Here is a 24054-nt window from a genome sequence, read left to right as displayed (position 1 = left end):
AAGACGCCCTAGATGGCAACATCGTCCTGGCTCAGTTCACCTTCGGACACACCAACCAGCGTGACCGAGTCTCCATTGCCAAGATCAATGACAAGATCGTCACCATCTTCCTCGGCCGCAGCCTGCACATCGGCAAAGGACGCGAAACCGAAGTCGGTCAGATCGAGCTCGTCACTGCCACTGTCGAAGTCGAGGACTGTGTCCTGACCGGTTCCCATCTCGAAGACAAAGATGTCATCCCCGGAACCGCCTTCGACGCGATCGTTGCCCGTGCCACCATTGATGATGTCGTCACCGGAACCTGCGCAGACGAAGTCATTGCCCGCACCGCCATTGATGTTGTCATCGCCACGGCCACCTTCGATCACGTCGTTGCCGGCACCGCCCTCGATGTTGTCGTCACCACGACCGCCATCGATAAAGTCGTTGCCGTCGCCGCCGTTGACATCATCGTCGCCACGGCCGGCCGTGATAACATCATCGCCGTCTCCGCCGTTGATCTCGTCGTCGTCACGGCCGCCATCGATGGCATCGTCGCCGTCGCCACCGTTGATCTGATCGTTGCCGCGGCCACCGCTGAGATCATCGTCGGCTGCGCCGCCATTGATCTCTTCGTCACCGCGACCGCCTTCAATGACAACCGGATCGATCTCAACCGGTCCGTCACCGGCAATAAAGCTGTCGGCATTAAGATCCCCGACGTTGACGCCAATCAGGGTGATTTGATCGCCATTTCCCAGATCGATCACCGTGTCGTCACCATCCTGCTGGGCGGCAGCAATCACCGCATCGCCATCAACAAAGTTGAAGTCGCTGACGTCGATGAAGTCACCGGTTCCGACAAAGGTGTCGAAGTCGAGAACCGTATCGGAGCCGGTGCCTTGCTCGAACACGAAGGTGTCGCGTCCGCCACCGCCTTCGAGACTGTCGTTCCCGGCACCGCCGTTGAGGATGTCGGCACCGCCCTCGTTGGACAGACGATCAACCACAATGCGCAGCAGTTGCTCATTGCCGCCGTTGCGGGTGAAGTCGCCTTCGACCGGATCGACGATGGTTCCGGCCGCCGTGGTTCCGCCCAGAATGTTCTGCGGCGTTGCGTCCGGATTGCCTTCCGAGCCGTTGAAGCCGGGATGGAAATCGACAACACCGCCTTCGGTGGTACCCTGGTTGGCCGCCGTCTGGTTCAGAAACGCTGCATCTTCCTCGTTGTTGACCTCGGTACCTGCGTCAAGCACATCGTTACCGAAACGCTCAATGACCAATGGGCCAAGGAAGTTGCCGTTCTCGTCAAAGATCGCGTCGGTGTCGGCGGCGTCGGGCGCGGCAAGGAAAGCATCATTCGACGGAATGATCATGGTCGCCCAGGTGAAGAAGCCCTGGCCAACCTGGCCCGGGTCCACATCCAGAACAAAGGAAGCGGTCTCGCCCGGATCGATCGGACCGGGAACACCTGCGCCACCGCCAAGCGTGGCATCGACACCGTTGTCTCCGACCTGCTGGTTGAACTCAGCAGCGATACCTTCGACGGTACCGTCTTCTGCCAGACGCTCGAGACCCAGACTGGAAGCCTCTCCGACAGTGAAGAGATCGAAGTTCTCGGCGTCGTGGAAACCGAACCAGACCGGAGTCAGGAAGGTTCCACCCTCACCCAAGGTGTTAGTCACGGAGACCCGGACAGCCGTCCCGGATCCGACTTCGTCGCCGCGCAGCACGTCATTGCCGTCACCGCCAGAGAGCTCGTCGTTCCCGGCACCGCCGGCCAGCAGGTTGTCTTCCGCATTGCCGGAAAGGGAGTCGTCGTTCTCCGAGCCGGTCAGGTTTTCAATGCTGGTCAAGCTGTCCTGAACGATGTTGCCGTTGACTTCGTAGGAAGCCAAGCCAGTTCCGTCATCCTCCAGGCTCGCGGTGACACCCACGCCGATATCCTGGAAGTCAGCCGTATCGATCCCTTCACCACCGTCAAGGGCGTCGTTACCGCCACCACCTTGCAGCACGTCGTTGCCTTCACCACCGGAGAGATCGTCGGCACCGCCGCGTCCCACCAGCAGATCATCTCCGCCGTTGCCAGTCAGGACGTTGTCGCCCCCGTCGCCGAAGAGCTGGTCGTCGTTCTGCGAACCGTCGAGGTTTTCGAAGCCGTCGAACTGCTCGAAGACCGTTACACCAGGCGCCGGTTGATAACTGGCGTTTCCGGATGCCAGATCAGCGACAACCTCGGCGCCGATATTGATGAAGCTGTTGGTGTCGATACCCTCACCGCCGGAGAGGTCATCAACGCCACCACCGCCAGCGATGAAGTCGTTTCCCGCACCGCCGTCAATCGCGTTCGGCGCACCACCGTTGGCAATGATGGTGTCGTTGTTGTCGGAACCTTCAACATTTTCGATAGCGGTGAAGCTGTCGGTCACAGTGTTGCCGTTCACGATGTAGTCGGCGGAACCGCTGCCGTCAGCATTTAGAGTGACACTTACGTCGACACCGATATCGCTGAAGCTGATGGTGTCGATACCATCGCCACCATCGATGACGTCATTGCCCCCGCCGCCGCGCAGGAGATCATTGCCCTCGCCACCTAGCAGGGTATCGCCACCGCGGCCGCCGCTCAGTTCATCATCGCCTTCCAGGCCCGAGAGTTCGTTCGCGGCGTCGTCACCGGTAATGACGTCGGCGTCGTTCGAGCCGACGACAATTTCGATGTTTTCCAGGTTGTCGGTCTCACTGACGACAAGAAATCCATCGGTTCCGGCATCGCTGGCAATGTCCACAACGACAGGACCACCTGCTCCGGCAGGCGCGTTGTGCAGGTGGATCGGGCTCAGTGTGCCGTTCCCGATATTCACCGGCAGCAGATCCGCCTGATTCAAACCCGAGACCGAGAGTTCGGTCATATAGCTGACGCTGCCATCCTCAGCGATGGTAAAGACCACAGTGGCCTCACCGGATGCGTCGGTATCCACGGGCGCCGGGGTTTCCTGGGCCCCATCCAGCATGGATGAAAAGACCACGGAGCCGTAACCGAAGGCATCCCGGTTGTCTTCTACCAGAGACAGCTGGCCACGCAGTTCACCCGTTGGAAAATCGGAGGTGTGGATGTTGAAATAGAGATTTCCGGCCACGCCTTGCTCTATGATGGCGGAAGGTTCGATGCCATCGTTGGGGTTAACCAGCGAAAGATCTTCGATGGTGACGTCGAAACCCGTTTCACGGGTCGCTTCGCCGACTGCCAGATCGACCGAGACCCCGACATCAAGATCATCGAAACGTGCCGTATCGATCCCTTCGCCGCCGTCCAGATCGTCATCGCCGAGACCACCGGTCAGTTCATCATCGCCGGAACCTGTTTCAATGGCATCATCGCCTTCGCCGCCATCGACAACATCGGACGCACCAAATGCCGAGGAGGTAAAGTCGTCGTCACCACCGCCAAGACTGACAGTGCCATTGACCTCGCCGCCTTCGATCTCGACGTTGTCGTCGCCGGATCCCAGACGGACGTCACCGTTGATCTCGCCTTTCGTTTGCTCGACGTTTGTCGATCCCCCGGACCCGGTCGCGTCGATAGCGACCTCGCCGTTGATCGAACCGCTGTTGGTGATATCGGCATCTTCACCCATGATCGAGATCCCGGTTTCGCCGCCGGATACCGAACCTTCGTTTGTAATGTTCGCTTCATCTCCTGTCACCAGGATACCGGTCTCGCCGGCATCGACCGGACCTTCACTGGTCACGTCGGCTTCATCGCCGGAAACCAGAATACCGATGTCATCGGCTCGAACGCGCCCCACCGTCACGTCCGCTTCGTCCGCGGCTACGGTGATGCCTATTTCTTTACTGTCGAAAGCCATCAAAATGCTCCTTGAGAAAGTGTTAACGACGGGCAGTCAACACCGCTCATCCGGAGTTTTATGCATTTATTTTCAGTCACATATTTGTTAGCTTGGAGTGATTACTGATCCAAATATCTTACGGCGGCGTAGAAGCGTTACGGGGTAGATCGCTGACCGGTTTCGAGTCATGCGATAGCTTCAAGATTTGCCAGATTCCGGGAGCTTTCACAGCCGGTCATGCGGGTATCACGCTTGAACCAGCCTTCTCAGTCGGCGATAACTGAGCCACAGCGATGCGGCGCCCCTGCCTTCACGCAGGCTCATCGCGCGAAAGGACCCTGCTCCCCAGCCGCGCCTCGAACAGTACAAACGAATAGGAGGATGAACTGAAATGAATCAGCTTCAGTGGGGTATCGTTGGCTGCGGTGACGTGACGGAAGTGAAAAGCGGTCCGGCTCTTCAAAAAGCTTCACGTTCCAGCATTGCCGCCGTCATGCGGCGCGACGGAGAAAAAGCGGCTGACTACGCCCGCCGGCACGGCATCGCCAAGTCTTACGATTCGGCTCAAGCACTCATCGGCGATCCGGATGTGAACGCGGTCTACATTGCTACGCCGCCGGACAGCCACTGCGAACTCACACTTGCGGCACTGAAGGCAGGCAAGCCGGTGCTGGTCGAAAAGCCCATGTCGCTGACTGTAGAAGAAGGCAAAACCATGGCCGAAGCTGCCAAGGCGGCCGGACAGTCACTTGTTGTCGCGTTCTATCGGCGCGCGCTGCCGCGTTTCGAGCATATGCGCGAAATTGTCCAGGATGGCACGATCGGCACTCCGCGTTGCGTCTCGGTGGTTCATCGGATGCAGGCGCCGGACAGCAGCAACGACACCTGGCGGCTCGATCCCAAAGTCGGCGGCGGGGGCTTCTTCGCCGATATGCAGTCCCATACCATCGACTGGCTCAGTCACGTCTTCGGGCCGGCACGGGAGGTGCAGGCCCAGGTTCGCCGTCAAAGCAAAAATCACGCGGCGGAAGATCTCGTGAGCTTCAGTCTTGGCTACCAAGACGTCGTTGCCGCCGGCCTCTGCGCTTACAGCGTCGGGGAACAGGAAGAATCCGTGACGGTCCTGGGCGACAAGGGGTCTGTTTCCATGGGGTTCTTCCGGCCCAGCAACATCACCGTCAAAACCGCGGACGGCATACGCGAGATCGAACGGCCGGACCCGCCCCACGTCCACCAGCCCTTCGTCGAGAAGATCGTTGCTCATCTGCTCGATGGGGAACCAAACCCCTGTTCGCCTGAGGTTGGCCTGCAAACGATGGAAGTCCTCGCGCAGGTCTATAAGGGGTTCGATCAATCCTGACCTGCTGATCATAAATTGCGGCGGTCACGCGAAGGTCAAATTTCGACCAAAATCTCCTGAGATACTCGTTGGACTACTGTAAGTCTCGGGGAAGACTGATCCATGTTCAAAAAGAAACCGGCCAATCACAGGCGTCTATTCTTAACAGGAGCCTTAACCGCCGCCGCCAGCCTCACTCTGGGCAGCATTTACGCCTTTGGCCGACCCTACTGGGTGCCGACGATGCGAAGTGTGACGGGCAGGCAGACGGTCAGATCCGTGCTGGATCATTACGGAGAGAGCGCCTCAGCCCGCCTTTTGCCGTTCTTCGAAGAGGCGCGCGTTTCTTTTCCCCCCAAGAGGGTTACGCTGCTGGCGCTGAAGCAGGAGCGGAAGCTCGAAGTCTGGGCGCAAGGAGACCCCACAGGCACAGGTGAGAGTCCCTTTACCTTTATTCGGGACTACGACATCCGCAAGGCCAGCGGCGTCGCAGGGCCTAAACTGCGCGAAGGTGACCGGCAAGTACCGGAGGGTCTGTACAAGATCGTAGGCCTGAACCCGAACAGCAGCTATCACCTCTCCATGAAGCTCAATTACCCCAATAGCTTCGATCTGAAACATGCGCAGGCAGAAGGCAGGACCGAGCCGGGAAGCAATATCTTCATTCACGGCAATTCTCTTTCCGTGGGCTGCCTTGCCATGGGCGATGAGGTCATCGAGGAACTCTTCGTTCTCACCGCACTCACCGGCCGCGAAAGAGTAAAGGTCGCAATCGCCCCGCGAGATCCGCGTACGAAGGTTCTCAAAGCCGATCCGAATTCCATGCCCGCCTGGACGCCGGAACTCTACGATTCCCTTGTCGACGAATTTAAGAAGTATCCGCGACCGATCTGATGTTTGTCCAGAAAGCCTAGTGTGATGTTTCTGAAGTTCGCCGCATAATTTGCGGCGAATTTTGGAGGCTGAATCACACTAGATTCAATGAGGTAGTGTCCCGTTGAATCTGAAATTCAATGAAGTGAATTTCAGATCCGGGATACTAGAGCGCGTCATATTTTAACGGAAACACTCTGTGTTTTCGCTAAAACATGTGAACCCGCTCTACATCATATAATTAGAGCAGATTCACCCGTACGACGCATCGCCGTAGGCGATTCCATCTAAACCGGATCTGCTCTAGGCGCCGAAGACTTCGGGAAAAAGCTGTTTCAGTATTTGCCGCGGCACATTCTTGGTTCGGTCGTAGAGCCTCGCGGTCTTTTCGATCGGCCCGACCGCAAATCCCTGCTTGCGCCGGTAAAGCACCTCTGCAGGCAAGGCTTCTGTATAAAGGTGCTTTAACACGCCCTTGAGTTCGCCATCCCGGTAACGCAAGTCTTCCGGCAGAGACCAGGCAGTCGCGATCGACTTTTTACTCAAAAAGGGAACACGGGTTTCGAGACCGACCGCCATACTGGCCCGGTCCACCTTCGTCAGCACCGAATCATGCAGATAGGTATGGAAGTCGAGGGACTGCGCCCGGGTCTTCGGGCTCAAACCAGGATCATCGTGTTTTCTGTAATACCAGTAGTCGTCATAGTCCCGGGAAATCCCGTTCTTCTTGGCCCAGGTGCGCTTGAAACGATCACTTTTTAAGACCCCGCCCTTGGCTTTCGCCCAGCGCTCGATCGGGTCATCGAGCGTCTTCGATTCGTAACGCTGAGCCTTCTTGGCAATCAGACGCAGCGGCGCATGGTTCTTCAAAGCCACGACAATCGGTCTGACCCAGGCCTTGGTACTTGCAACCGGGTCGAAGATCCGCTCGGCATCCCGGTAATGCGTGTATCCGCCGAAGAGCTCATCCCCGCCGTCACCGGTCAGAACCACCGTGACCCTCTCGCGCGCCAGCTTGCAAACTTCATTCGTGGGGAGTGCCGAGACATCCCCGAAGGGCTCGTCGTAAAAGCTACGCATGAGCGGAAAGTTCTTGTCAGCTATCTTTGAACTGAAGACCTTGCTGTGATGATCGGCCCCGATCTGCTGCGCAACCATGCGGGCATAAGGCGCCTCGTCAACCGACTCATCTGCATTCCCGATCGTAAAGCTGGAAAGCTGCTCGATACAACGGCTGGCTTCATAACACACGATACTTGAGTCAATACCACCGCTCAGAAAGAAGCCCACCGGCACATCGGAGACCAACTGTTCCTCGACGGCGCCGTGTATCGCGGCCCGAATAACCGTTTCATAATTCGCCGCGTCCAACCCGACCGGCTCAAGGCCCGCGAGAGACCAGTAACGCGTCTTCTCAAGCTCCTGCGTGCCAAGATCGTAGGTCAGGAAGTAACCCGGCTCGAGCTTGAATATGTCTCGGTACAGTGTCTTTGGACAAGGCACGTAGAGATAAGTCATGAAGTCATAGATCGCGGTCTTGTCGATCACGAGATTCGAGGTGCCATAAAACCGCTCGAGGGCCTTCAGTTCGGAGGACCAGGAAAGACCGCCCTCTCTCAGACCATAGTAAAGCGGCTTAATACCGGCGTGATCGCGGGCAAGAATGACTTTCCTGATACGGCTGTCGAAAAGTGACAGGGCGAACATCCCGTCGACCCGGTCTAAAAGCCGTTCGATCCCCCAGTGGATGTAACCATGCAGCAGCACCTCGCTGTCGCTCTGGCTGACGAAGTCTGCCTGGTGATTTTCGATAAGTTCCTGCCGCAGAGCGCGGTAGTTGTAGATCTCACCGTTGACGGTCAGGTAAACACCGTCAGCCTGCATGGGCTGCCGGCCATTCGGCGAGAGATCCAGGATACTCAGCCGCCTATGGCCAAGATACAGACCGTCTTTCGTTTCAAAGTGCCAGCTGTCGGGCCCACGGTGCGTAAGCGTATGAAGCGCGGAATGGGAGTTTTCGATTTTTTCGTTCTGCAAACCAGTGTGGCCAAAAATACCGCACATCTACTCACTACCCGCTGCGCTTTCTCCCAGAGCCGCCACCTTACATAAACTGTACGGGGATGACAGGAGAGTCTTTAGCGGATTTCCGGTTTTCCATTGCTTGAGCCGCTTCGCGATTTGATGTATCGCTTTGCGCACCGACGCGCTTGCTGTGATGCGAAACCAACGGGAAGCGGCCAGATTTAGGAAGTCATTGCCAGCAAAAAGCCTGGTTTCCGGCCATGGATGAGAGAGCTGTGCAGGTTTCATACGTTATCACCGTCTATAACAAGGCCCCTTACCTTTTCGATGTTATCCAAAGCCTGGCTGCCGAGCACTCAGAGCCTTGTGCAGCGGCAGAGTATGTTTTCGTTGACGACGGATCGTCGGACAACTCGGTCGAGACCATTAGAGCCCACCAGCATCTCCTTCCGGGGAAAACCATTGTCCTGGAACAGAGCAACCAGGGTGCCGCGGCAGCTACGAACTACGGCGTGCGGGAAGCAAGCCATGACTGGGTGCGCCTGCTGGACGGCGATGACATCGTCTGTACGGACTCGACAGCGATCATGGCCCAACTGGCGATAAGGGAGAATGCGCCGTTTGTAATCGGCAACTTTGGATACTTTTCGCAGGAAAAGGAGCTCCTGCCGCAGATCGAGCAGGTTAACGAGGACGACTACGTCGTGATGTCGCAGGATGACGCGCTACAGCGCTTCATTCGGAATTTCTCCCACAATTCAAGCTGCATGCTGATCAAAAAGGCATTTTTCCAGAGCATCGGCGGCGCTGACACGCGCCTGATGTCGCCGGACTACACCCTCGCTTTGAGAGCGACCGCGCATTGCCGGAAGATGGTCCGCCTGCAGTGCAACGTCACGCAGATGGTGGAGCAAGCGCCCGGGCGCCTGTCGTCGCAGATCGGACGAAGCCGGTACGATTCGATTATGGCGATCTATCTCCTTGCTCACGAGCTTATGCCAGCGCGCCGGGATGTCGCAGAGGCCGTTTACCGGCGGGCCTGTTCACGGGCTTACCGTTACGCGCGGATCCTCAAGAACCGGCCAACCCGGCATTTCCTGCGCTACATCGGCTCGCGCCTCTATCTGCCGAAAGATTTGAAAAGCGCGACTTATCAGTGCCTGAGTGCCTTTACGCCCGATGCCACGCCGGAACGCCCGATCGAGTGGACGCCCGGAAAGAAGTAAACAGCGCCAAGGCGGAACCTCAACGCCCCCTCCTGCCCGGATAGCGCTCTATCATCCGCTGCAGACTGACGCTTTTTGCGTTGGCTTTGGTCCGATCAAGCTCCACGACTCCCGGACGGCGCCACCGCGCTACAAGCAGCTGGCGATCATATTGACCCTTCGTTCCAATCTACCGGTAAACTCAGCCGGGACCTGCGAAAGGCGTTCGGGTGTTTTCGCCAAATCTCCCAGCAGGCTTCCGGCGCGGCGCTCTTTTCCTTCGGAAATCAGTGTCCGCACGGACTCAACCGAGGTTAAGAGCCCAGCCTTGTCCCGCTGGAGCAGATCGCTGTCATTGATTTCGGCGCCGAGTTTCTCCAGCTCTTTCATCGCGTCAATCGAGACCTCTATGCTTGCGGTCCCATGAAGCGGCGCTCTCCCGGCGGAAGACACCACCACATGAACGTCTCGAGTGCCACAACGTTTCGGGCGAAACCGCGACAGAGTCCGGTAACTGCTGTTCGAGGGCACGAACGGTATGTATTCGTGATCGAACGGCATGGCATCGCTGTTTCTGGGGTCATCATCGTAAAAAAACACGTTTGCCGGTTTGAGCGGCTGGCCAGATGTGTTGATGCTGGCACGTATCCCGACCGAGTCGTTTCTCAAGGCGGATTCCTGATCGAACCCGATCTGGTTCAGTGAAACCGCGGCCGACTTTTGCCGGGTCGCGGCGAAAGCGTCGCTTGTCTCGTCACACTCATCCGCCTTCTTGCAAACGTAGTAGGACTGATTGTAGAAGCCGACATTGTTGGAATAGGAGACAGTACTTCCATCCTCTGACTTCACTGTCTCAAGCGGGACCGCGGTAATATCGTTCAGGTCGTCTGACGGAACTTTCGTAAGGCCGTGTCCCACCATTTCCGCTTGGAGCTTACCTGCGGTATCCTCAGCCCAAACCAGGACCCAGAATACGAGCTCTTTGCCCGCGCAGCTGACTTTGCTGCCGAGAGGACCGCAGCCGTATGCGGGTTTTCCGGCATCCGGTTCCGTGTTCCAGAGCTGAGACGCAAACTTCCAGTTCTCTGTCGCGGCGTTCTCCATGTCTCCACTGGGATAGGGCGGCAGATCCGTTGCGGACAGGCTCGCCGTGCCCAGTTCGAAGCTTTTACCGATAAAGTGACAGTTGGCCGGCTGTGGCGTTTTGCGACACGCTGGCGAAGTCCCGTCAAACTCCTGCCCAAAAAAGCGCACCTTAATCGTTCCGGCCTCGAAGGCCGCCAGACTGGTGTTGTACACACGCGTCAATAATGCAACAGGCTCACCCGGTTTGAGGACGGTTAGATTGGGGCCGGACGCTGCAAGCAGATCCGGTGTGACGGCCTCGCTGCTTGGTTGCGTAACGAAAAGGCCACGCATTGCATGGAACCTGCTCGTGGGAATTTCACCCATCCCCGGAGGATTGATCGAGATCTCGAGAGTGTCGGCATCCCAGTCCCAACGAGCCGGATGGTTCAGGGCCACATCAGGAAGATTATAAGCGTCGAACCAATTCAAGTCGGTCGCTTCGGCCGTAAAATGCGCACTTAAGATTCCACTGGTCGAAACACCGCTGACTGGCTCCAAGGGCGCGGACGAGATACTACCAACAGGAGGTGTCTGGCCAAAAATGTAGTTGGAGAGGTTGTACGAGAACGCGCTGATCGACCAGACTTTGGAGCTGTCGAGGGCGGGAATACCGACTTCGATCCCGCTGTTTTCGGCCAGGGTCACATTACCTGTTTCAAGCGTGGCGAGAGACTTGCTGCCGCTCACATCAAGCCCGGCCTTGAGGCTTGCGCCGAAGCCGTCGAAACCGGCTTCAGCCGCAACCGATAGTGACGTACTGTAGGAATTCGTACTTTTCGCCGCCACGCTTTGTGACTGGCTTTGCGTATTGCTCCAGGTTGAACCTATCGTCTGCGAACTTTCACCGGGCGTCTGCCTCGCCGGGTTTGGGGTGGCCAGGATTGCGTTTCTGGGAAAACGGCTCTTCAGCACGCTCAGATTCCAGGGATAGGTGAGGATGTTACCAGGTTCATGGACCGGCTGGTACCACTCCATGTTCTCGCCACTCATCACCATGATGACCTTGCTTGCCTCGGATATGCTGCTCTCGTAGTCATCAGGTCCCGAATACTGCACCTGCATCGGTTGCTTCTCGGCCTCGGTACAATCAGGTTTGGACAGCGGACAGACATAATGACCGAGCACCGGATAAACGTAGGTATAAAAGTCCTTTGGAGTGAACCAGACCAGATCACCCAGGCCGGTGGTCGCCCGCTCTTTGGTGTCCCTGCTTGTGGTAAAGCTATTTCCGGTTTCAGCCGTATTCGATTTGGTTTGCTCAAGCGAAGCCTTGAACTCGATGCTGACCGACGCGATGTCCGGAACACCGTAAGATACCTTTCCCGAGACGGATTCTTTGGTCGAGGCCGTGCTGCCGACGGTGCTCGTCGAGGTCGACTTGGTCACATCGCTGGTCGCAAAATTATAGGTCGCGCTGAAGTCTTTCACTTCGGCTGTCGAATGCGGGTTGGTCGGCACCACCGAAACGTTCACGACACTGGGTTCGTCGCCACGGCTCTTGCGCATGTAGCCGACGTGCATCGGGGGAACGCCCAGGACCATTGACGGTTGGATGTGTCCGCTCATTTTAATCTTGGTCGGCGGTCCCAGCCTGAGCGAACGTCCCTGCAGATCCCCCACCTGCAGGGGCGATGAGTGTCTTGGACGGTTCGAATAGAGCAGTTGATCACTCACTTCAAAGCTTTGGCTAAGCACAAGTTTGAAGTCGCTTTCGACCCTATGAATTTGTAAATGAGTTCCATCCGGGTCGAATTGTGTGATCAGCGTTGCGACCTGCTGGGTAAAATCTGTTGTCCCTTTGCTCGTGAGCTTCGGATCGAAGCGACCGATGGCAATGCCCCATCCGCTGTATTCCGCGTTACGGTTAACGTAAGGGTCAGTCGTTATGACATCGGCCACCATCTTGTCGTCAAACCCCAGCACCAAATTCTCTAACAGGAGTCCCGTCTCATTGTTGCAGGTGTTTTGAACAAGAATCTGCTCTTGGGTTTTTGCCCAATTCAAACGGCCTGTATCCAGAAAAAAGCTAGCCTCGTCTGCAACAGTGAAGCAATTCTGAGCGCCGAACCCCCGGTTGCCAGGGGCCTGGGTGGCTTTGAGATCGGCATCAAAGGTATAGGCATAGAAGTAGAGTCCCTGGTTGTTATGAAGACTCAGTCTTCGGTGCAGGACGACGAGCTGATCGCCCTCTCCCGGTGCGGGATTTGGCTTGAATTGACCAGCTGCCAGCTTGAAGCGCGGATACACGTTCAGATCCAAGCCACCTCCCCCTTGCGCAGTATAGGTCTTCCAATCGTAGCCTGTTCCAATTGTATGCGTTGCCGGGATAATCTCGAAGGGCTTCGCGCAGGTTTTGCCGAAGACCTTGGCGCCTGCCGCTGGACAGACTGACACGAAGTAAATCTTCATGGCGCCGCCGTCCGCCGCGCCAACCCAGGCAATATCCTTGGCTCCGTCGCCATTGAAGTCGCCGGTAACCGGATCACTCCGAGGCAACTGGTCGGCCTTCAGGGAGAGAAATTCTTTGTAGACCATACCGCGCGCGGGGTCTTTCACGTCTGCCGCCGTGTAGGTCGCGATGTAATAGATCTGGTGCTGAATGTGACCGAGGACCGTAACATCGTCAAAACTATCGCCGTCGAAATCGGCAAGGGCGAGCCGTGTAAACAGCGTCTTGTAGCCCATGGGAAGGATCGAGTTATTCTTGGGGTTCTGACTGTCCTGCACGAACAGCTCGGTCGTCCCGAGACACCCCGGTCCCTTCGCAGTTTTTTGTGGAATCAGGTTTACGATGACGTCGTAACCCAGGTCAAAAACGCGGCCCACCCTGGTATGTATCGAATTCGGCACGCCCTTTTCGTAGCTGCATGGCAGAGTTTCGAATGTCTGCTCGCCGGCGGCGTCACTGATGGCCCCGTCTTTTGTGTACAGCCAACGAGTCTCAAACCTTTGCTGATCCCTGGAAATCGATTCCCCCAGGCTCAGAACAATGTCGTCATTGGGCAGCAGTTGCCGCTGACCGTTCAGGATATCCGGGTTATCCGCGAAACAGGGTGACTTAGAGGTCGTCGAGCCGCACCCCCCCGCTTGTCCGGCAATTTCCTGCGACGATGCAGGACCGATCACATGGGATTCAGCAAAGAGGAATGTGCCCAGAGCGGCAGCAAGGGCCAGCACGGAGGCAAAACGCGCTCTGGCACAGGTTGACTTTGGCAGAGTGTTTGCTGACGGCTGACTGAACATAGCTACGCTCCCGTTACAGTGACGAAAATGACTATCCGAAGGAGTTCGGGCGTGTTTTGAGCCTTGCCGCCGCCCGTTGCTCCCCATCGGGGCCTCAGGCAGGAGCTCAAGAACTACTCTCTGCTTGGGAAAACACCCTGCAACGCGATGAGCCAGCGCACCGCGAGATAAGGCTGCCGATTGTCTATCGGCTTTGACTGACCTGCACTTCCGACAACGACCTCGACAGCGTCAGATGCCATCTTCACAGGGTTTGGAACCTGCCCGGTGTAGTAGTTGTCGTCACGCTCATCCGTCGCCCAGACTGCACCCTCAGGCATATTTGTGTTGCCGACGGTCTGGGTTGCAGTTGTCGTTACCGCTGCAGCATGGGTGTGGGCGGGCAATTGGCTTACGTCCAGCGTTATGCTCTCTGCTCCCCCGGTTTGCCCCTGCTCGTAAGGGCTCAGTCCTGGCCCCTGACCCATACCCGTCGGCGCGCGCCCTCGCAGATCGGGCAGGGCAAAAGTTGTGACACCATCTCCGCCATACATGTTTCCGAGGAGCGAGAAAAGCGCTAGGTTTTCAGATATCACAAGCAGACGCCCGTCAGCAGGTACATAGCCTCGAGGCGTAAAATTGCCGGCGAATGCACAGATACTGCCGATGAGAGGTTGGATGCCGCAAGCTGGCGCAGGGGTACTCGCGAAGCTTAGCGGCAGGGCAATGAGCGCGGTAAACGTTAACCTGGTAAGCATTCTGGAACTCCGGTTTGGCATCGATTGACTCCTTGGAATGCGCGTAGTGAAGGTGTCGCCCGGAACGCGGGCGTGCCGCGCCTCCGGAACGTTGAAAAGTGTGTCTTATCGTATTAGACGCGCCCCCGTTTTCGCTAAGGCAGGGGCCGCTTCGTCACAGCTTCTGTATCAAGCGGCGTCTTCGCCGGCTGTAGCCGCAGAGGCCTATAAAGCCCGCAGCGAACAAAAGCAGGCTTCCCGGCTCGGAAACCACGACCACGGCATCGTTGGGCTCGGTGACGGCGTTGGCGAAATCCCAGGTACCCTCCAAAAGGACTTCGACGGAGCCTATGTTGTCTTCCAGGAACCACTGAGTTTGGCCGGTGAACTCACCGACGGTCAGATCAGTAAAACCGCCAAATGCAAAGCCGTCGCGCTCAAACTCGATCCCCGTGAGCGCCCCGTCTGAAAATTGGAACCGCGGAAACCCGCTCCCGAAATCGTCGTCGTCTGACGCTTCAAACGTAAAGTTACCGAAGGTAATGGTCAGGGAAAACGTCGGGTCGCTATCGAAAGCCAAATTGGATGCACCCACAGCAGGGATTCCCGCATCGTCGTACGTGGCGATTGCCGTTACAACGTCACCAGCCGAGAGGCCGAAAGGGTTGCTCGCATCCGCAAGATCGACGCTCCCCTGCACAGTCGTGGTGACCGGCACGGCATAGGCAGCCGGCGAGGTCAGGAACACCCCCAACCCGGCTCCGATGCCCGCGGCCATACTGCAAATTTTCAGATAACTTCTTGTCATTGGTCTTCCCCGAAAAGAGAGCACACGCGATGAACAGACTGGCGGAATTCGTTTGCCGGATGATTGAGCACCCGAGAGAAACAAAACCTAAAGGACGCCCTCAACGCAAGTGGACGCAGCTTTTGCGGGAAATTTGAAGAAAAAAGTCGGATTTGTCCGTTATGTGGGCAATTTTGTCCAAAATGAACCAATACCGAGCGGCGCTCCGATGACGAAACGGCTTTTTTGTCTCTGGGTCACCCGGCTTGCAAAAGAGCCAGGCGGCAGAGAAAGGGGAAAGCGCCCGGCCGAATCAATCGGCAACTCGGTTGTTCCAATTGCCTGAGTGCGGCTACGCCCGACGCCACGCCAGAACGCACGATCGAGTGGACGCCCGGAAAGAAGTAAACAGTGCCAAGGCGGAACCTCAGCGCCCCTTCCAGACCGGGTCGCGCTTTTCGGCGAAGGCCAACGCCCCCTCTTTGTTATCCTCGCTGTCGTAGAGTACGTCCACGCTGGCAAACTGGCGTTTGGTGATCTTGTTCATCGCGTCCTGGAAGGTCATGGCCTCCGCCGCGCGGGCCACCTCTTTTATGGAGGCGAAGACAAGAGGTGGACCGGAAGCCAGCATCCGGGCGGTTTCGCGTGCGCGTGCCATCAGCTTATCGCTTGCCAGAACCTCGTTCACCAGTCCCCAACGCTGAGCTTCCTGCGCATCCATCCAGCGGCCGGTGAAAAGAAGATCCATCGCCACGTGATAGGGAATCCGTTTCGGCAGCTTCACCGTCGCCGCATCCGCAAGAGTGCCGGCCCGGATTTCAGGCAGGGCGAAGGAGCTGTGCTCGCTGCAGTAGATCAGATCCGCAGAGAGCGCCAATTCAAAGCCGCCGCCAACCGCCATCCCGTTGACCGCGGCGATCACGGGTTTGTTGAGATCCCGCAGTTCCTGAAGACCGCCGAAGCCACCGACGCCATAGTCGCCATCGACCGCATCGCCGTCCGCGGCGCTCTTAAGGTCCCAACCCGCGCTGAAGAACCGATCTCCCGCCGTGCTGACGATCGCGACGCGCAGATCCGGGTCGTCGCGAAAAGCCTTGAAGGCTTCACCCATCTCGCGGCTGGTCGCCAGATCGATGGCATTGGCTTTCGGCCGGTCAAGTTCCAGTTCCAGCACGGCACCATCGCGGCGCAGTTTGACGACTTCACTCATTCTTCGTCCTCTCTCATTCGGATCAGAGCATCGGCTGCGAAAGCGCCATGCCCTTCCTCACAGACTATCAGCGGATTGACCTCAAGCTCCTCCAGCGCCGCCGCGTTGGCAAGACCGAAGGCCTGAAGTGACTCGATTGACGCAACCGCTGCCGGCACATCGGCTGCCGGATGCCCCCGCCATCCCTCCAGGAGAGGATAGATCTTTAAACCAGACAAAGCCGCTTCGATCTCGGCGCGCCCGGCGGGCAGCATCAGGATCTTTGTATCCTCCAGCACCTCCGCCATGATGCCCCCGGCGCCAATCAGCAGATGAAGTCCGAAGGCCGGATCACGGCGCAGACCCACGATGAGTTCGGCAATGGGTTTCTCGATCATGCGCTCCACGAGAAGCGTCTCTCCGAGCGCGCTGAGCCGGGCGTAGGCCGATCGCACCTCGTTTTCGCATCGAAGGTTCAAAACCACGGCGCCCGCCTCGGTCTTGTGCGCAAGATCGGCACTGACCACCTTCATGGCGACGTTGCCCAGACGCGAAGCCGCTTCCAGCGCCGTCTCGAGACGATCGCAGACTTGCGATTCAGGAACGGCGACGCCCGCCCGCGCCAGAGCCGCCTTTGCGCTCGCCTCGTCCCAGGATACGACTTTCCCGTGGATCATCGCGGGCAGGTCCTGCGCGATGGTCCCAGGCGTCCGGCCAACGAAAGCACCCGCCCCGATGGCCGCCATGGCTTCTTCCACCCCCAGTAAAGGCAATACGCCCTTCGCCAGCATCGAAGCGGCACGCTCCTCCGGCAGGCATTCGGGCAGCGTCGAAATCACAGCAGCCCGCCCGCCACTTCGCTGCGCCGCAGCCGCCAGGGCCTCCAGAGTGATATCCCAGGTTTCGGAATTCCCCACATCCGCCTTCGGAAAGTCCAGGATCAAGACAGTCACCGCCTGCGCACCGCGCATCACCGCCGAAAAGGTATCGCTCAGGCGGGTTCGATCCCCCCAATCGAAGGTGTGATAGTCAAAGGGGTTTGAGACTGTGACCAATGGCTTCACGGTCGCACGGATAGCGGATGCCTGCGCCGCTTCGAAAGCCGGCATGGGGACCTCCAGACGTTCCGCGGAATCTGCGATGATGGAGGCTTCACCGCCGGAGCAGGACATGGAAACCAGCTCTGCCCCGGGCAGCGGCCCCCAGAAGTGCAGGAGCTTCAGGCTCTCCAGAAACGCAGGGATCGATTTCACGCGCGCAAGAGAGAGCCGGGCAAAAAAAGCATCCGCGACCGCATCCGAGCCCGCGAGCGAAGCCGTATGCGAAAGCGTCAATTCGGCCGCCTGCGCCGAGCTGCCGGATTTCATCACCACAATGGGCTTGCCGCTTGAGCGCGCCGCAAGCACCGCGTCGGCAAAGGCCGCCGCATCGCCGACCCCCTCGATATGCAGACCGATGGCGGTCACCCGTTCGTCTTCGGCAAGAGCCCTGACCGCCTCAGCCATGCCGACCACGGCCTGATTGCCGAGGGTGAGCATATAGGCAAGCGGCAAGCCCCGTTGCTGCATGGTCAGGTTGATCGCCAGGTTCGACGACTGCGTGACGATGGCAACACCCCGTTCGACCTGCCGACCGCCATGCACATCGGGCCACAACAGCGCGCCGTCCAGATAGTTGATCAGGCCGTAGCAGTTCGGGCCGATGATCGGCATGTCCCGAGCAGCGGCGCGTAAGCGTGCCTGCAGGTTCGCGCCCTCGGTTCCCGCTTCGGCAAAACCAGACGCGAAACAGACTGCGCCCCCGGCCCCACTCGCTTGCAGTGCCTCAACGATGCCGATGGTTAGATCGCGATTGACCCCGATAAAGGCAACGTCCGGAGCCGATGGCAAAGCCTCAACCGAGGAAAAACACGGCAAGCCCCTCATTTCCGCCTTCGAGGGGTGCACAGGCCAGATATCACCGGTAAAGCCCATCCGCTGGCACTGCTCGATCACGGCGTGCGCCCATTGCCCGCCAAAAACCGCAATGCTCTTTGGCCGGAGAAGCCGAGTCAGGTCTTGCCGAACAGATGACGTCATAACGGCGCGCCCTTAAGCACCCAAGCGCCGCAGTATATCGCGGCTTATGATGTGACGTTGAATTTCGGAAGTTCCGTCCCAGATGCGCTCGACCCGGGCATCGCGCCAGAAACGCGCGAGCGGCAGGTCGTCCATGAGCCCCATGCCGCCATAGATCTGGATCGCTTCATCAGTCACCCGCGCCAGCATCTCACTGGCGTAGAGTTTGGCCGAAGCGATTTCGCGGTTGGCTTCCAGCCCTTCATCCAGCCGCCAGGCCGCCGCAAGGGTCAGCCAGTCCGCGGCATCGATCTCGGTGATCATATCGGCCAGTTTGAAGCTGACCCCCTGGAACTTCCCGATCTGCTGACCGAACTGTTTACGCTCTGCCGCATAAGAAGTCGCGTAATCGAACGCCCGGCGCGCCCGGCCGACGCACATGGCGGCAACCGTGATCCGGGTGGCATAGAGCCAGGTATTCATGACCTCGAAACCACCGTCCACCTCGCCAAGGACCTGCCCCTGCGGCAAACGGCAATCGTCAAAGCTCAGAATCACGTTGTCGTAGCCGCTGTGCGAGACGGAATTGTATCCGGCACGGATTTCGAACCCCGGATGATCCCGATCGACAAGAAAGCAGGTAATCCGTTTTTTGGGTCCCTTTGGCGTTTGATCCTCTCCCGTCGCGATGAAGACGATTAAGAAGTCCGCGTGAGTGCCGCCGGAAATGAAGTGTTTGGTGCCGTTCACGATCCAGTCACTACCGTCCTTGCGCGCGAAGGTCTTCATGCCGCGCACGTCGGAGCCTGCGTCCGGTTCCGTCATCGCCAGCGCGTCCATCTTTTCACCGCGTACAGCAGGCAGAAGATAGCGCTCCTTTTGATCCCCTTCGCAGGCCATGAGAATGTTCTGCGGACGCCCCCAGAAGTGATTGAGCGCCATCGACGCGCGACCGAGTTCACGCTCCAGCAGCGCGAAGTCCAGATGACCGAGCCCCCCGCCGCCGACTTCGACCGGGAAGTTCGGGGCGTAAAATCCCAGATCGATGACCTTGCGCTTGATCTCATCGGCAATCTCGGCCGGCACCTCGCCAAGTTTCTCCACCAGATCCTCATGGGGGTACATCTCACGCTCGACAAAGCTGCGGACGGTCTCGACAACCATCTCCTGTTCCTGGGTCAATCCGAAATGCATCTTTCCGCTTCCTTCTAAACGCCACCGCAGGCGGACATCCCAACCTCGAGCGAGCAACGCTGATGCGCGCCCACTGCGCCGAACAGCCTCTGGTGAACGCCGATCATTTGCTTTACGATTTTCGAAGTTTTGTTGATATTTTCCGAAACGCCATGACAATATTCGCGCCTCCGCCGTCCGGTCAGGAAGACCCACTCGAGTTGGAGTTCCTGCTCCTTCCAGACACCTCAATGCTGTTGCTTGCCGCCATGGTCGAGCCCCTGCGCGGCGCGAACCGTCTCATGAACCGGCAGGTCTACAGCTGGCGGCTGACATCGCCGGATGGCGCGCCTGTCACCACCATTTCGGACTTTCCGATCGCGGTGTCGGATCGCTTCGACCCTGCGACCCCGCGCGATGCACTGGTCGTCATCGCCGGCTACAACATCGAGACGCACGCAACCCGGGACCTGATCGGCAGACTTAGGCTGGCGGGCCGCAAAGGCGGTGCCATCGGCGGCGTGGAGTCCGGCGCCTGGCTTCTGGCTATGGCGGGTCTGCTCGACGGCCGTCGGGCCACAACGCATTGGGAAGACCTGGAGGCCTTCGAAACCAGGTTTCCTTCCGTCATTCTGCAACAGGATCGCTTCGTCATCGATGGCGACCGTTTCACCACTGGCGGCGCCACGCCCGCGCTGGATATGGCACTGGAATTGATCCGGCAACGCCAAGGTAATGCTTTGGCCATGGATGTAGCCAGCCTTTTCATCTACGAAGAGAGCAGCCTGCCCAGTGATCCTCAGCGCAGCATTTCACTGGGACAACTGGCCAAGCGTGAACCCCGGGTAGCCGCCGCGGTGCGATTAATGGAAAGCCACCTGGAAGATCCGCTCAGCATCAACCAGATTGCCGAAGCAGTAGACCTGAGCAGCCGCCGCCTGGAGACTCTTTTCAAGCGCTTTCTCGGACAGCGCCCGCGAGACTACTACCTCGGATATCGGCTCAAAGCCGCCCGCCGTCAGCTCGTCGCGGGGGCCGCCAGCACACTCCAGATCGGCACGTCCTGCGGTTTCAACTCGGCCTCGGCCTTCTCTCGCGCTTATCGCGCCCGCTTTGGCGAAAGTCCAAGCGAGACCCGTCGAGGGCTAAGTTAAAGACTCCTATCGAAGGCTCTCAAAAGCGGAAGCGAAACGGCCCGAACGACGGAATTTTGACGCTGCGGAGGCGTGACAGGGCGTGAATCGCCGCCAACTCTAAGACTTAGACGGGAGTTCTTCAGGAGGAAAATGGTGCCGCCGGCGTGAATTGAACACGCGACCCCACCCTTACCAAGGGTGTGCTCTACCCCTGAGCTACGGCGGCACTGGGGACTGGATTGGCGGGAAAATGCCACCAGAGGCGCGTCATGGCAAGCGCCGAATTTACTGAGGGGTTTTTCACCGGATTTCAGCGGTTTTGAGCCTTCTCCGACAGTCTTGTGGGCTCTGGTGTTTATCAGGCAGGCCCCGGACTGTGGCGAGCTTGAGAAAAAGCCGGGCAACGCTGCCTTGACCTTGCCATCATCGCCTTGCACTCTGCTTCATATGAGTAGGGAATCCAGCAGTCACACACGCCTGTCAGACAAGGGGCGGGCTCAGCTTGACGAACGCCGCAGCCGGCAGGCCCAGGCGCTGCGCGATAATCTGCGCAAGCGAAAAACCCAGATGCGGGAGCGCAGCGATTCGTCGGCGGAAGATGCGGAGACTGCGCTGAGAGATGCCGAAGAGGGCAGTGGGGAGCCTTGAACGCAGCTTATCCTTGAGATTTGCCCAATTTTTGCAGTAGAAGACGCGCAGTTTGCGGTGCCGGCCATTGAGGCACGGGCGCTTCGTTTACCGACAACACAACCACCCGGGATCACATAGCCCAACGGTCCCTCCGTTTTTCACAGGAACTTAAGAAAGTACGCCGAGATGTCGATATTGCCCGACAAGTGGATCAGAGAGATGGCCGAAAAAGAGGCTATGATCGAACCCTATGTCGAAGCGCAGCGCCGGGAGGGCGTGATTTCCTATGGCGTCAGTTCCTATGGATACGACGCGCGGGTGGCCGACGAGTTCCGGATTTTTACCAACGTGGACAATGCGCTGGTCGATCCGAAGAACTTCTCCGATCAGAGCTTTGTGGAACGCAAGACCGACGTCTGCATCATCCCGCCGAACAGTTTCGTGCTGGCCCGCACCGTCGAGTATTTCCGGATACCGCGCGATGTTTTGGTGATCTGTCTGGGTAAATCGACCTACGCGCGCTGCGGAATCATTGTAAATGTCACCCCGCTGGAGCCCGAGTGGGAAGGCCATGTTACGCTGGAGTTCTCCAACACGACGCCCCTGCCCGCCAAGATTTATGCGAATGAAGGTGCCTGCCAGTTTCTCTTCCTGCGAGGTGAGGAAAGCTGCGAAACCTCCTATGCCGACCGCGCGGGCAAATACATGAAACAAACCGGTGTGACGCTGCCACGTCTGTAAATAAGCGGATCAGGGCACAGCAATCAGGTGCTGACCGCCCAAGCGGACGCCGACAGCGAAGCCAGTGGAAAGAGTGAATGGATAAGATAAGGATACGCGGTGGACGGCCCCTCAAGGGCCAGATCAGGATCAGCGGCGCCAAGAACGCGGCGCTGCCTCTTATGGCGGCCTGCCTTCTGACGGATGAAACCCTGACCCTGTCGAACCTGCCGCATCTGGCCGACATCACGACTTTGGCCAACCTGCTGGTACAGCACGGTGTGGATCTGCACATGAACGGCGCGACCGACGGCGGGCATACCGGCCGGGTGCTGGAGATGACCGCGCGCAATATCACCTCGACCCGCGCCCCCTATGACCTGGTTCGGAAGATGCGCGCCAGTGTGCTGGTTCTGGGACCTTTGCTCGCCCGCTTCGGCGAAGCGCAAGTCTCCTTGCCCGGTGGCTGCGCCATTGGAACCCGGCCTGTCGATCTGCACCTGACCGCCCTCGAGCTGCTGGGAGCGGAGATCGAAATCAAGGAAGGTTACATTTACGCCAAAGCACCTAACGGGTTGCACGGCGCCGAGATCACTTTTTCCAAGGTGTCTGTCGGCGCGACCGAGAATCTGCTGATGGCGGCTTGTCTGGCCAAGGGTACCACACGCCTGATGAACTCGGCCCGCGAGCCCGAGATCACCGATCTGGCTGAATGTCTGGTCAAGATGGGCGCCAAAATCGAGGGCATCGGCAGCGATACCCTCGTTGTCGAGGGTGTCGAGCGTCTCGGTGGTGCCGATCATAGTGTAGTGCCCGACCGTATCGAAGCCGGGACATACGCCATCGCAGCTGCAATCACCAACGGCGAGCTGGAACTTCTTGGCGCGCGCATCGAACATCTGGGCGCGGTGATTGAGATTCTAACCAAGGCCGGGGTTGAAATCACCGAGACGGAAGAAGGGCTGAAAGTCCGCCGCCTGAACGGAGAGCTGACCGGCGTGGATGTCATGACCGAGCCTTTCCCGGGTTTTCCGACCGACCTTCAGGCCCAGACCATGGCTCTGATGTCCGCCGCCGACGGCGCAGCGATGATCACGGAGTCGATTTTCGAGAACCGCTTCATGCACGTTCCGGAACTTGCCCGTATGGGAGCGAACGTCAATGTCCACGGGGCATCGGCGATGGTGCGCGGCCAGGAAAAGCTGACTGGGGCAGAGGTCATGGCAACGGATTTGCGCGCCTCGGTATCGCTGGTGCTCGCAGGGCTTGCAGCGGAGGGAGAAACCATGCTGAATCGGGTTTACCACCTGGATCGCGGTTACGAGCGGGTCGAGGAAAAACTGGCCGCCTGCGGCGCCGATATCGAACGGATCAAGGGTCCCTGAACGTGACTATGACTGAATTCGTCAAGCCCATGAAGCTGCGGGCGCACGATACCGAAGACATGCGCGTCATTGCCGGCGTCTTGCAGGACGCTTTGGTGCCCCTGAGTGATGTGACCTATCTCAAGGCGGAAAAGCGCTTCGTTTTCGTGGCAAACCGTTTCCGCTGGGAAACCGACAGCGGTCCGCGAGAGCAGGAGGCAGAGGCGGTCCGCACGCCTGAGCCGGCGCACGCGTCCGGAGCCGGTGGAGAGGCGGCGCAGGACGCTGCGGAAGCCGAAGACGCCAGCTTCGCGGAAGAGACACCCTATGAGCGGGTCAACTGCGGGGTCTGTTTTGACAAGGTCCGCTCTGTCCAGGTCCGCAACATCGATATGAGCCGGAAAGATCAGATCCTCAATCTTCTGACCGTCGCCGCTGCGGACAACGCCATTGCCCTGCATTTTTCCGACGGTGGCGTGATTCGGCTTGAGGTTTCGGCCTACCGTTGCCATCTGGAAGACCTTGGCGAGCCCTGGCCGACCTCTTCGCGCCCCCATCATCCCACGGACGACACTGGAGCCGATCAGGCCTGAAACGGCCGGAGCACGGCAAAGTCCCCGGTGCGGGTCTGATTGAGACCGG

General features: G+C 58.5%; 16 protein-coding genes and 1 tRNA gene. 8 read left to right on the top strand and 9 right to left on the bottom strand.

The features are described from left to right. Nucleotides 1–8: 8 nt before the first annotated feature. Nucleotides 9–3845, bottom strand: a complete 3837-nt coding sequence (locus FKG95_RS24535) for a spondin domain-containing protein (protein WP_142899079.1) — start codon at nt 3843–3845, stop codon at nt 9–11. Between the two features lie 373 nt (nt 3846–4218). Here FKG95_RS24535 and FKG95_RS24530 point away from each other — a divergent pair, with 373 nt between their 5' ends. Together FKG95_RS24530 and FKG95_RS24525 are read left to right on the top strand one after the other, a co-directional pair. Continuing rightward, nucleotides 4219–5187 carry a Gfo/Idh/MocA family protein gene (locus FKG95_RS24530; protein WP_142899078.1) on the top strand — a complete coding sequence of 323 codons (969 nt, stop codon included), beginning with the start codon at nt 4219–4221 and terminating at the stop codon, nt 5185–5187. A gap of 102 nt (nt 5188–5289) precedes the next feature. Further along, complete coding sequence (locus tag FKG95_RS24525; protein WP_142899077.1) at nt 5290–6060, top strand: L,D-transpeptidase family protein; 771 nt, start codon at nt 5290–5292, stop codon at nt 6058–6060. A gap of 282 nt (nt 6061–6342) precedes the next feature. Here the strand turns inward: FKG95_RS24525 and asnB are convergent, their stop codons facing one another. Continuing rightward, nucleotides 6343–8103: an asparagine synthase (glutamine-hydrolyzing) gene (gene asnB, locus FKG95_RS24520; protein WP_142899076.1), complete on the bottom strand. Its 1761-nt coding sequence runs from the start codon at nt 8101–8103 to the stop codon at nt 6343–6345. A 236-nt stretch (nt 8104–8339) separates the two neighbouring features. On the opposite strand from asnB, the gene FKG95_RS24515 reads away from it, so the two are divergent. After that, nucleotides 8340–9290, top strand: a complete 951-nt coding sequence (locus FKG95_RS24515) for a glycosyltransferase family 2 protein (protein WP_179954267.1) — start codon at nt 8340–8342, stop codon at nt 9288–9290. Nucleotides 9291–9419: 129 nt separating this feature from the next. Here the strand turns inward: FKG95_RS24515 and FKG95_RS24510 are convergent, their stop codons facing one another. The 6 genes from FKG95_RS24510 to FKG95_RS24485 form a co-directional block, all read right to left on the bottom strand. Next, nucleotides 9420–13640 (bottom strand): hypothetical protein, encoded by a 4221-nt coding sequence (locus tag FKG95_RS24510; RefSeq protein ID WP_142899074.1) that lies wholly within the window; start codon nt 13638–13640, stop codon nt 9420–9422. A 113-nt stretch (nt 13641–13753) separates the two neighbouring features. Continuing rightward, entirely contained in the window at nt 13754–14377 is a 624-nt protein-coding gene (locus FKG95_RS24505) for a phage tail protein (protein ID WP_218940354.1), read from the bottom strand. Nucleotides 14378–14531: 154 nt separating this feature from the next. Further along, nucleotides 14532–15164 carry a PEP-CTERM sorting domain-containing protein gene (locus FKG95_RS24500; RefSeq protein ID WP_142899073.1) on the bottom strand — a complete coding sequence of 211 codons (633 nt, stop codon included), beginning with the start codon at nt 15162–15164 and terminating at the stop codon, nt 14532–14534. 406 nt (nt 15165–15570) lie between these two features. Further along, complete coding sequence (locus FKG95_RS24495; RefSeq protein WP_142899072.1) at nt 15571–16353, bottom strand: carnitinyl-CoA dehydratase; 783 nt, start codon at nt 16351–16353, stop codon at nt 15571–15573. Further along, complete coding sequence (locus tag FKG95_RS24490; protein WP_142899071.1) at nt 16350–18410, bottom strand: acetate--CoA ligase family protein; 2061 nt, start codon at nt 18408–18410, stop codon at nt 16350–16352. Before FKG95_RS24490 ends, FKG95_RS24495 begins: the two co-directional genes overlap by 4 nt. A gap of 12 nt (nt 18411–18422) precedes the next feature. Further along, nucleotides 18423–19583: an acyl-CoA dehydrogenase family protein gene (locus FKG95_RS24485; protein ID WP_142899070.1), complete on the bottom strand. Its 1161-nt coding sequence runs from the start codon at nt 19581–19583 to the stop codon at nt 18423–18425. A gap of 152 nt (nt 19584–19735) precedes the next feature. On the opposite strand from FKG95_RS24485, the gene FKG95_RS24480 reads away from it, so the two are divergent. After that, nucleotides 19736–20716 (top strand): GlxA family transcriptional regulator, encoded by a 981-nt coding sequence (locus FKG95_RS24480; protein ID WP_179954266.1) that lies wholly within the window; start codon nt 19736–19738, stop codon nt 20714–20716. A gap of 133 nt (nt 20717–20849) precedes the next feature. Here FKG95_RS24480 and FKG95_RS24475 read toward each other — a convergent pair. Continuing rightward, a tRNA-Thr gene (locus FKG95_RS24475) sits at nt 20850–20924 on the bottom strand. Between the two features lie 221 nt (nt 20925–21145). Between FKG95_RS24475 and FKG95_RS24470 the strand changes: the two genes are divergently transcribed. From FKG95_RS24470 to FKG95_RS24455, 4 genes are all read left to right on the top strand, one after another. Beyond that, nucleotides 21146–21346: a hypothetical protein gene (locus tag FKG95_RS24470; RefSeq protein WP_142899068.1), complete on the top strand. Its 201-nt coding sequence runs from the start codon at nt 21146–21148 to the stop codon at nt 21344–21346. Between the two features lie 168 nt (nt 21347–21514). Then, entirely contained in the window at nt 21515–22069 is a 555-nt protein-coding gene (dcd, locus tag FKG95_RS24465; protein WP_142899067.1) for a dCTP deaminase, read from the top strand. Between the two features lie 77 nt (nt 22070–22146). Beyond that, nucleotides 22147–23433, top strand: a complete 1287-nt coding sequence (gene murA, locus FKG95_RS24460) for a UDP-N-acetylglucosamine 1-carboxyvinyltransferase (RefSeq protein WP_142899066.1) — start codon at nt 22147–22149, stop codon at nt 23431–23433. 8 nt (nt 23434–23441) lie between these two features. Further along, nucleotides 23442–24005: a DUF2948 family protein gene (locus FKG95_RS24455; RefSeq protein WP_142899065.1), complete on the top strand. Its 564-nt coding sequence runs from the start codon at nt 23442–23444 to the stop codon at nt 24003–24005. Nucleotides 24006–24054: the final 49 nt, after the last annotated feature.

This window comes from Denitrobaculum tricleocarpae, from assembly GCF_007004665.1.
Taxonomy (GTDB): Bacteria; Pseudomonadota; Alphaproteobacteria; order Kiloniellales; family Kiloniellaceae; genus Denitrobaculum; species Denitrobaculum tricleocarpae.
This window is presented reverse-complemented; position numbering and strand designations above follow the sequence as displayed.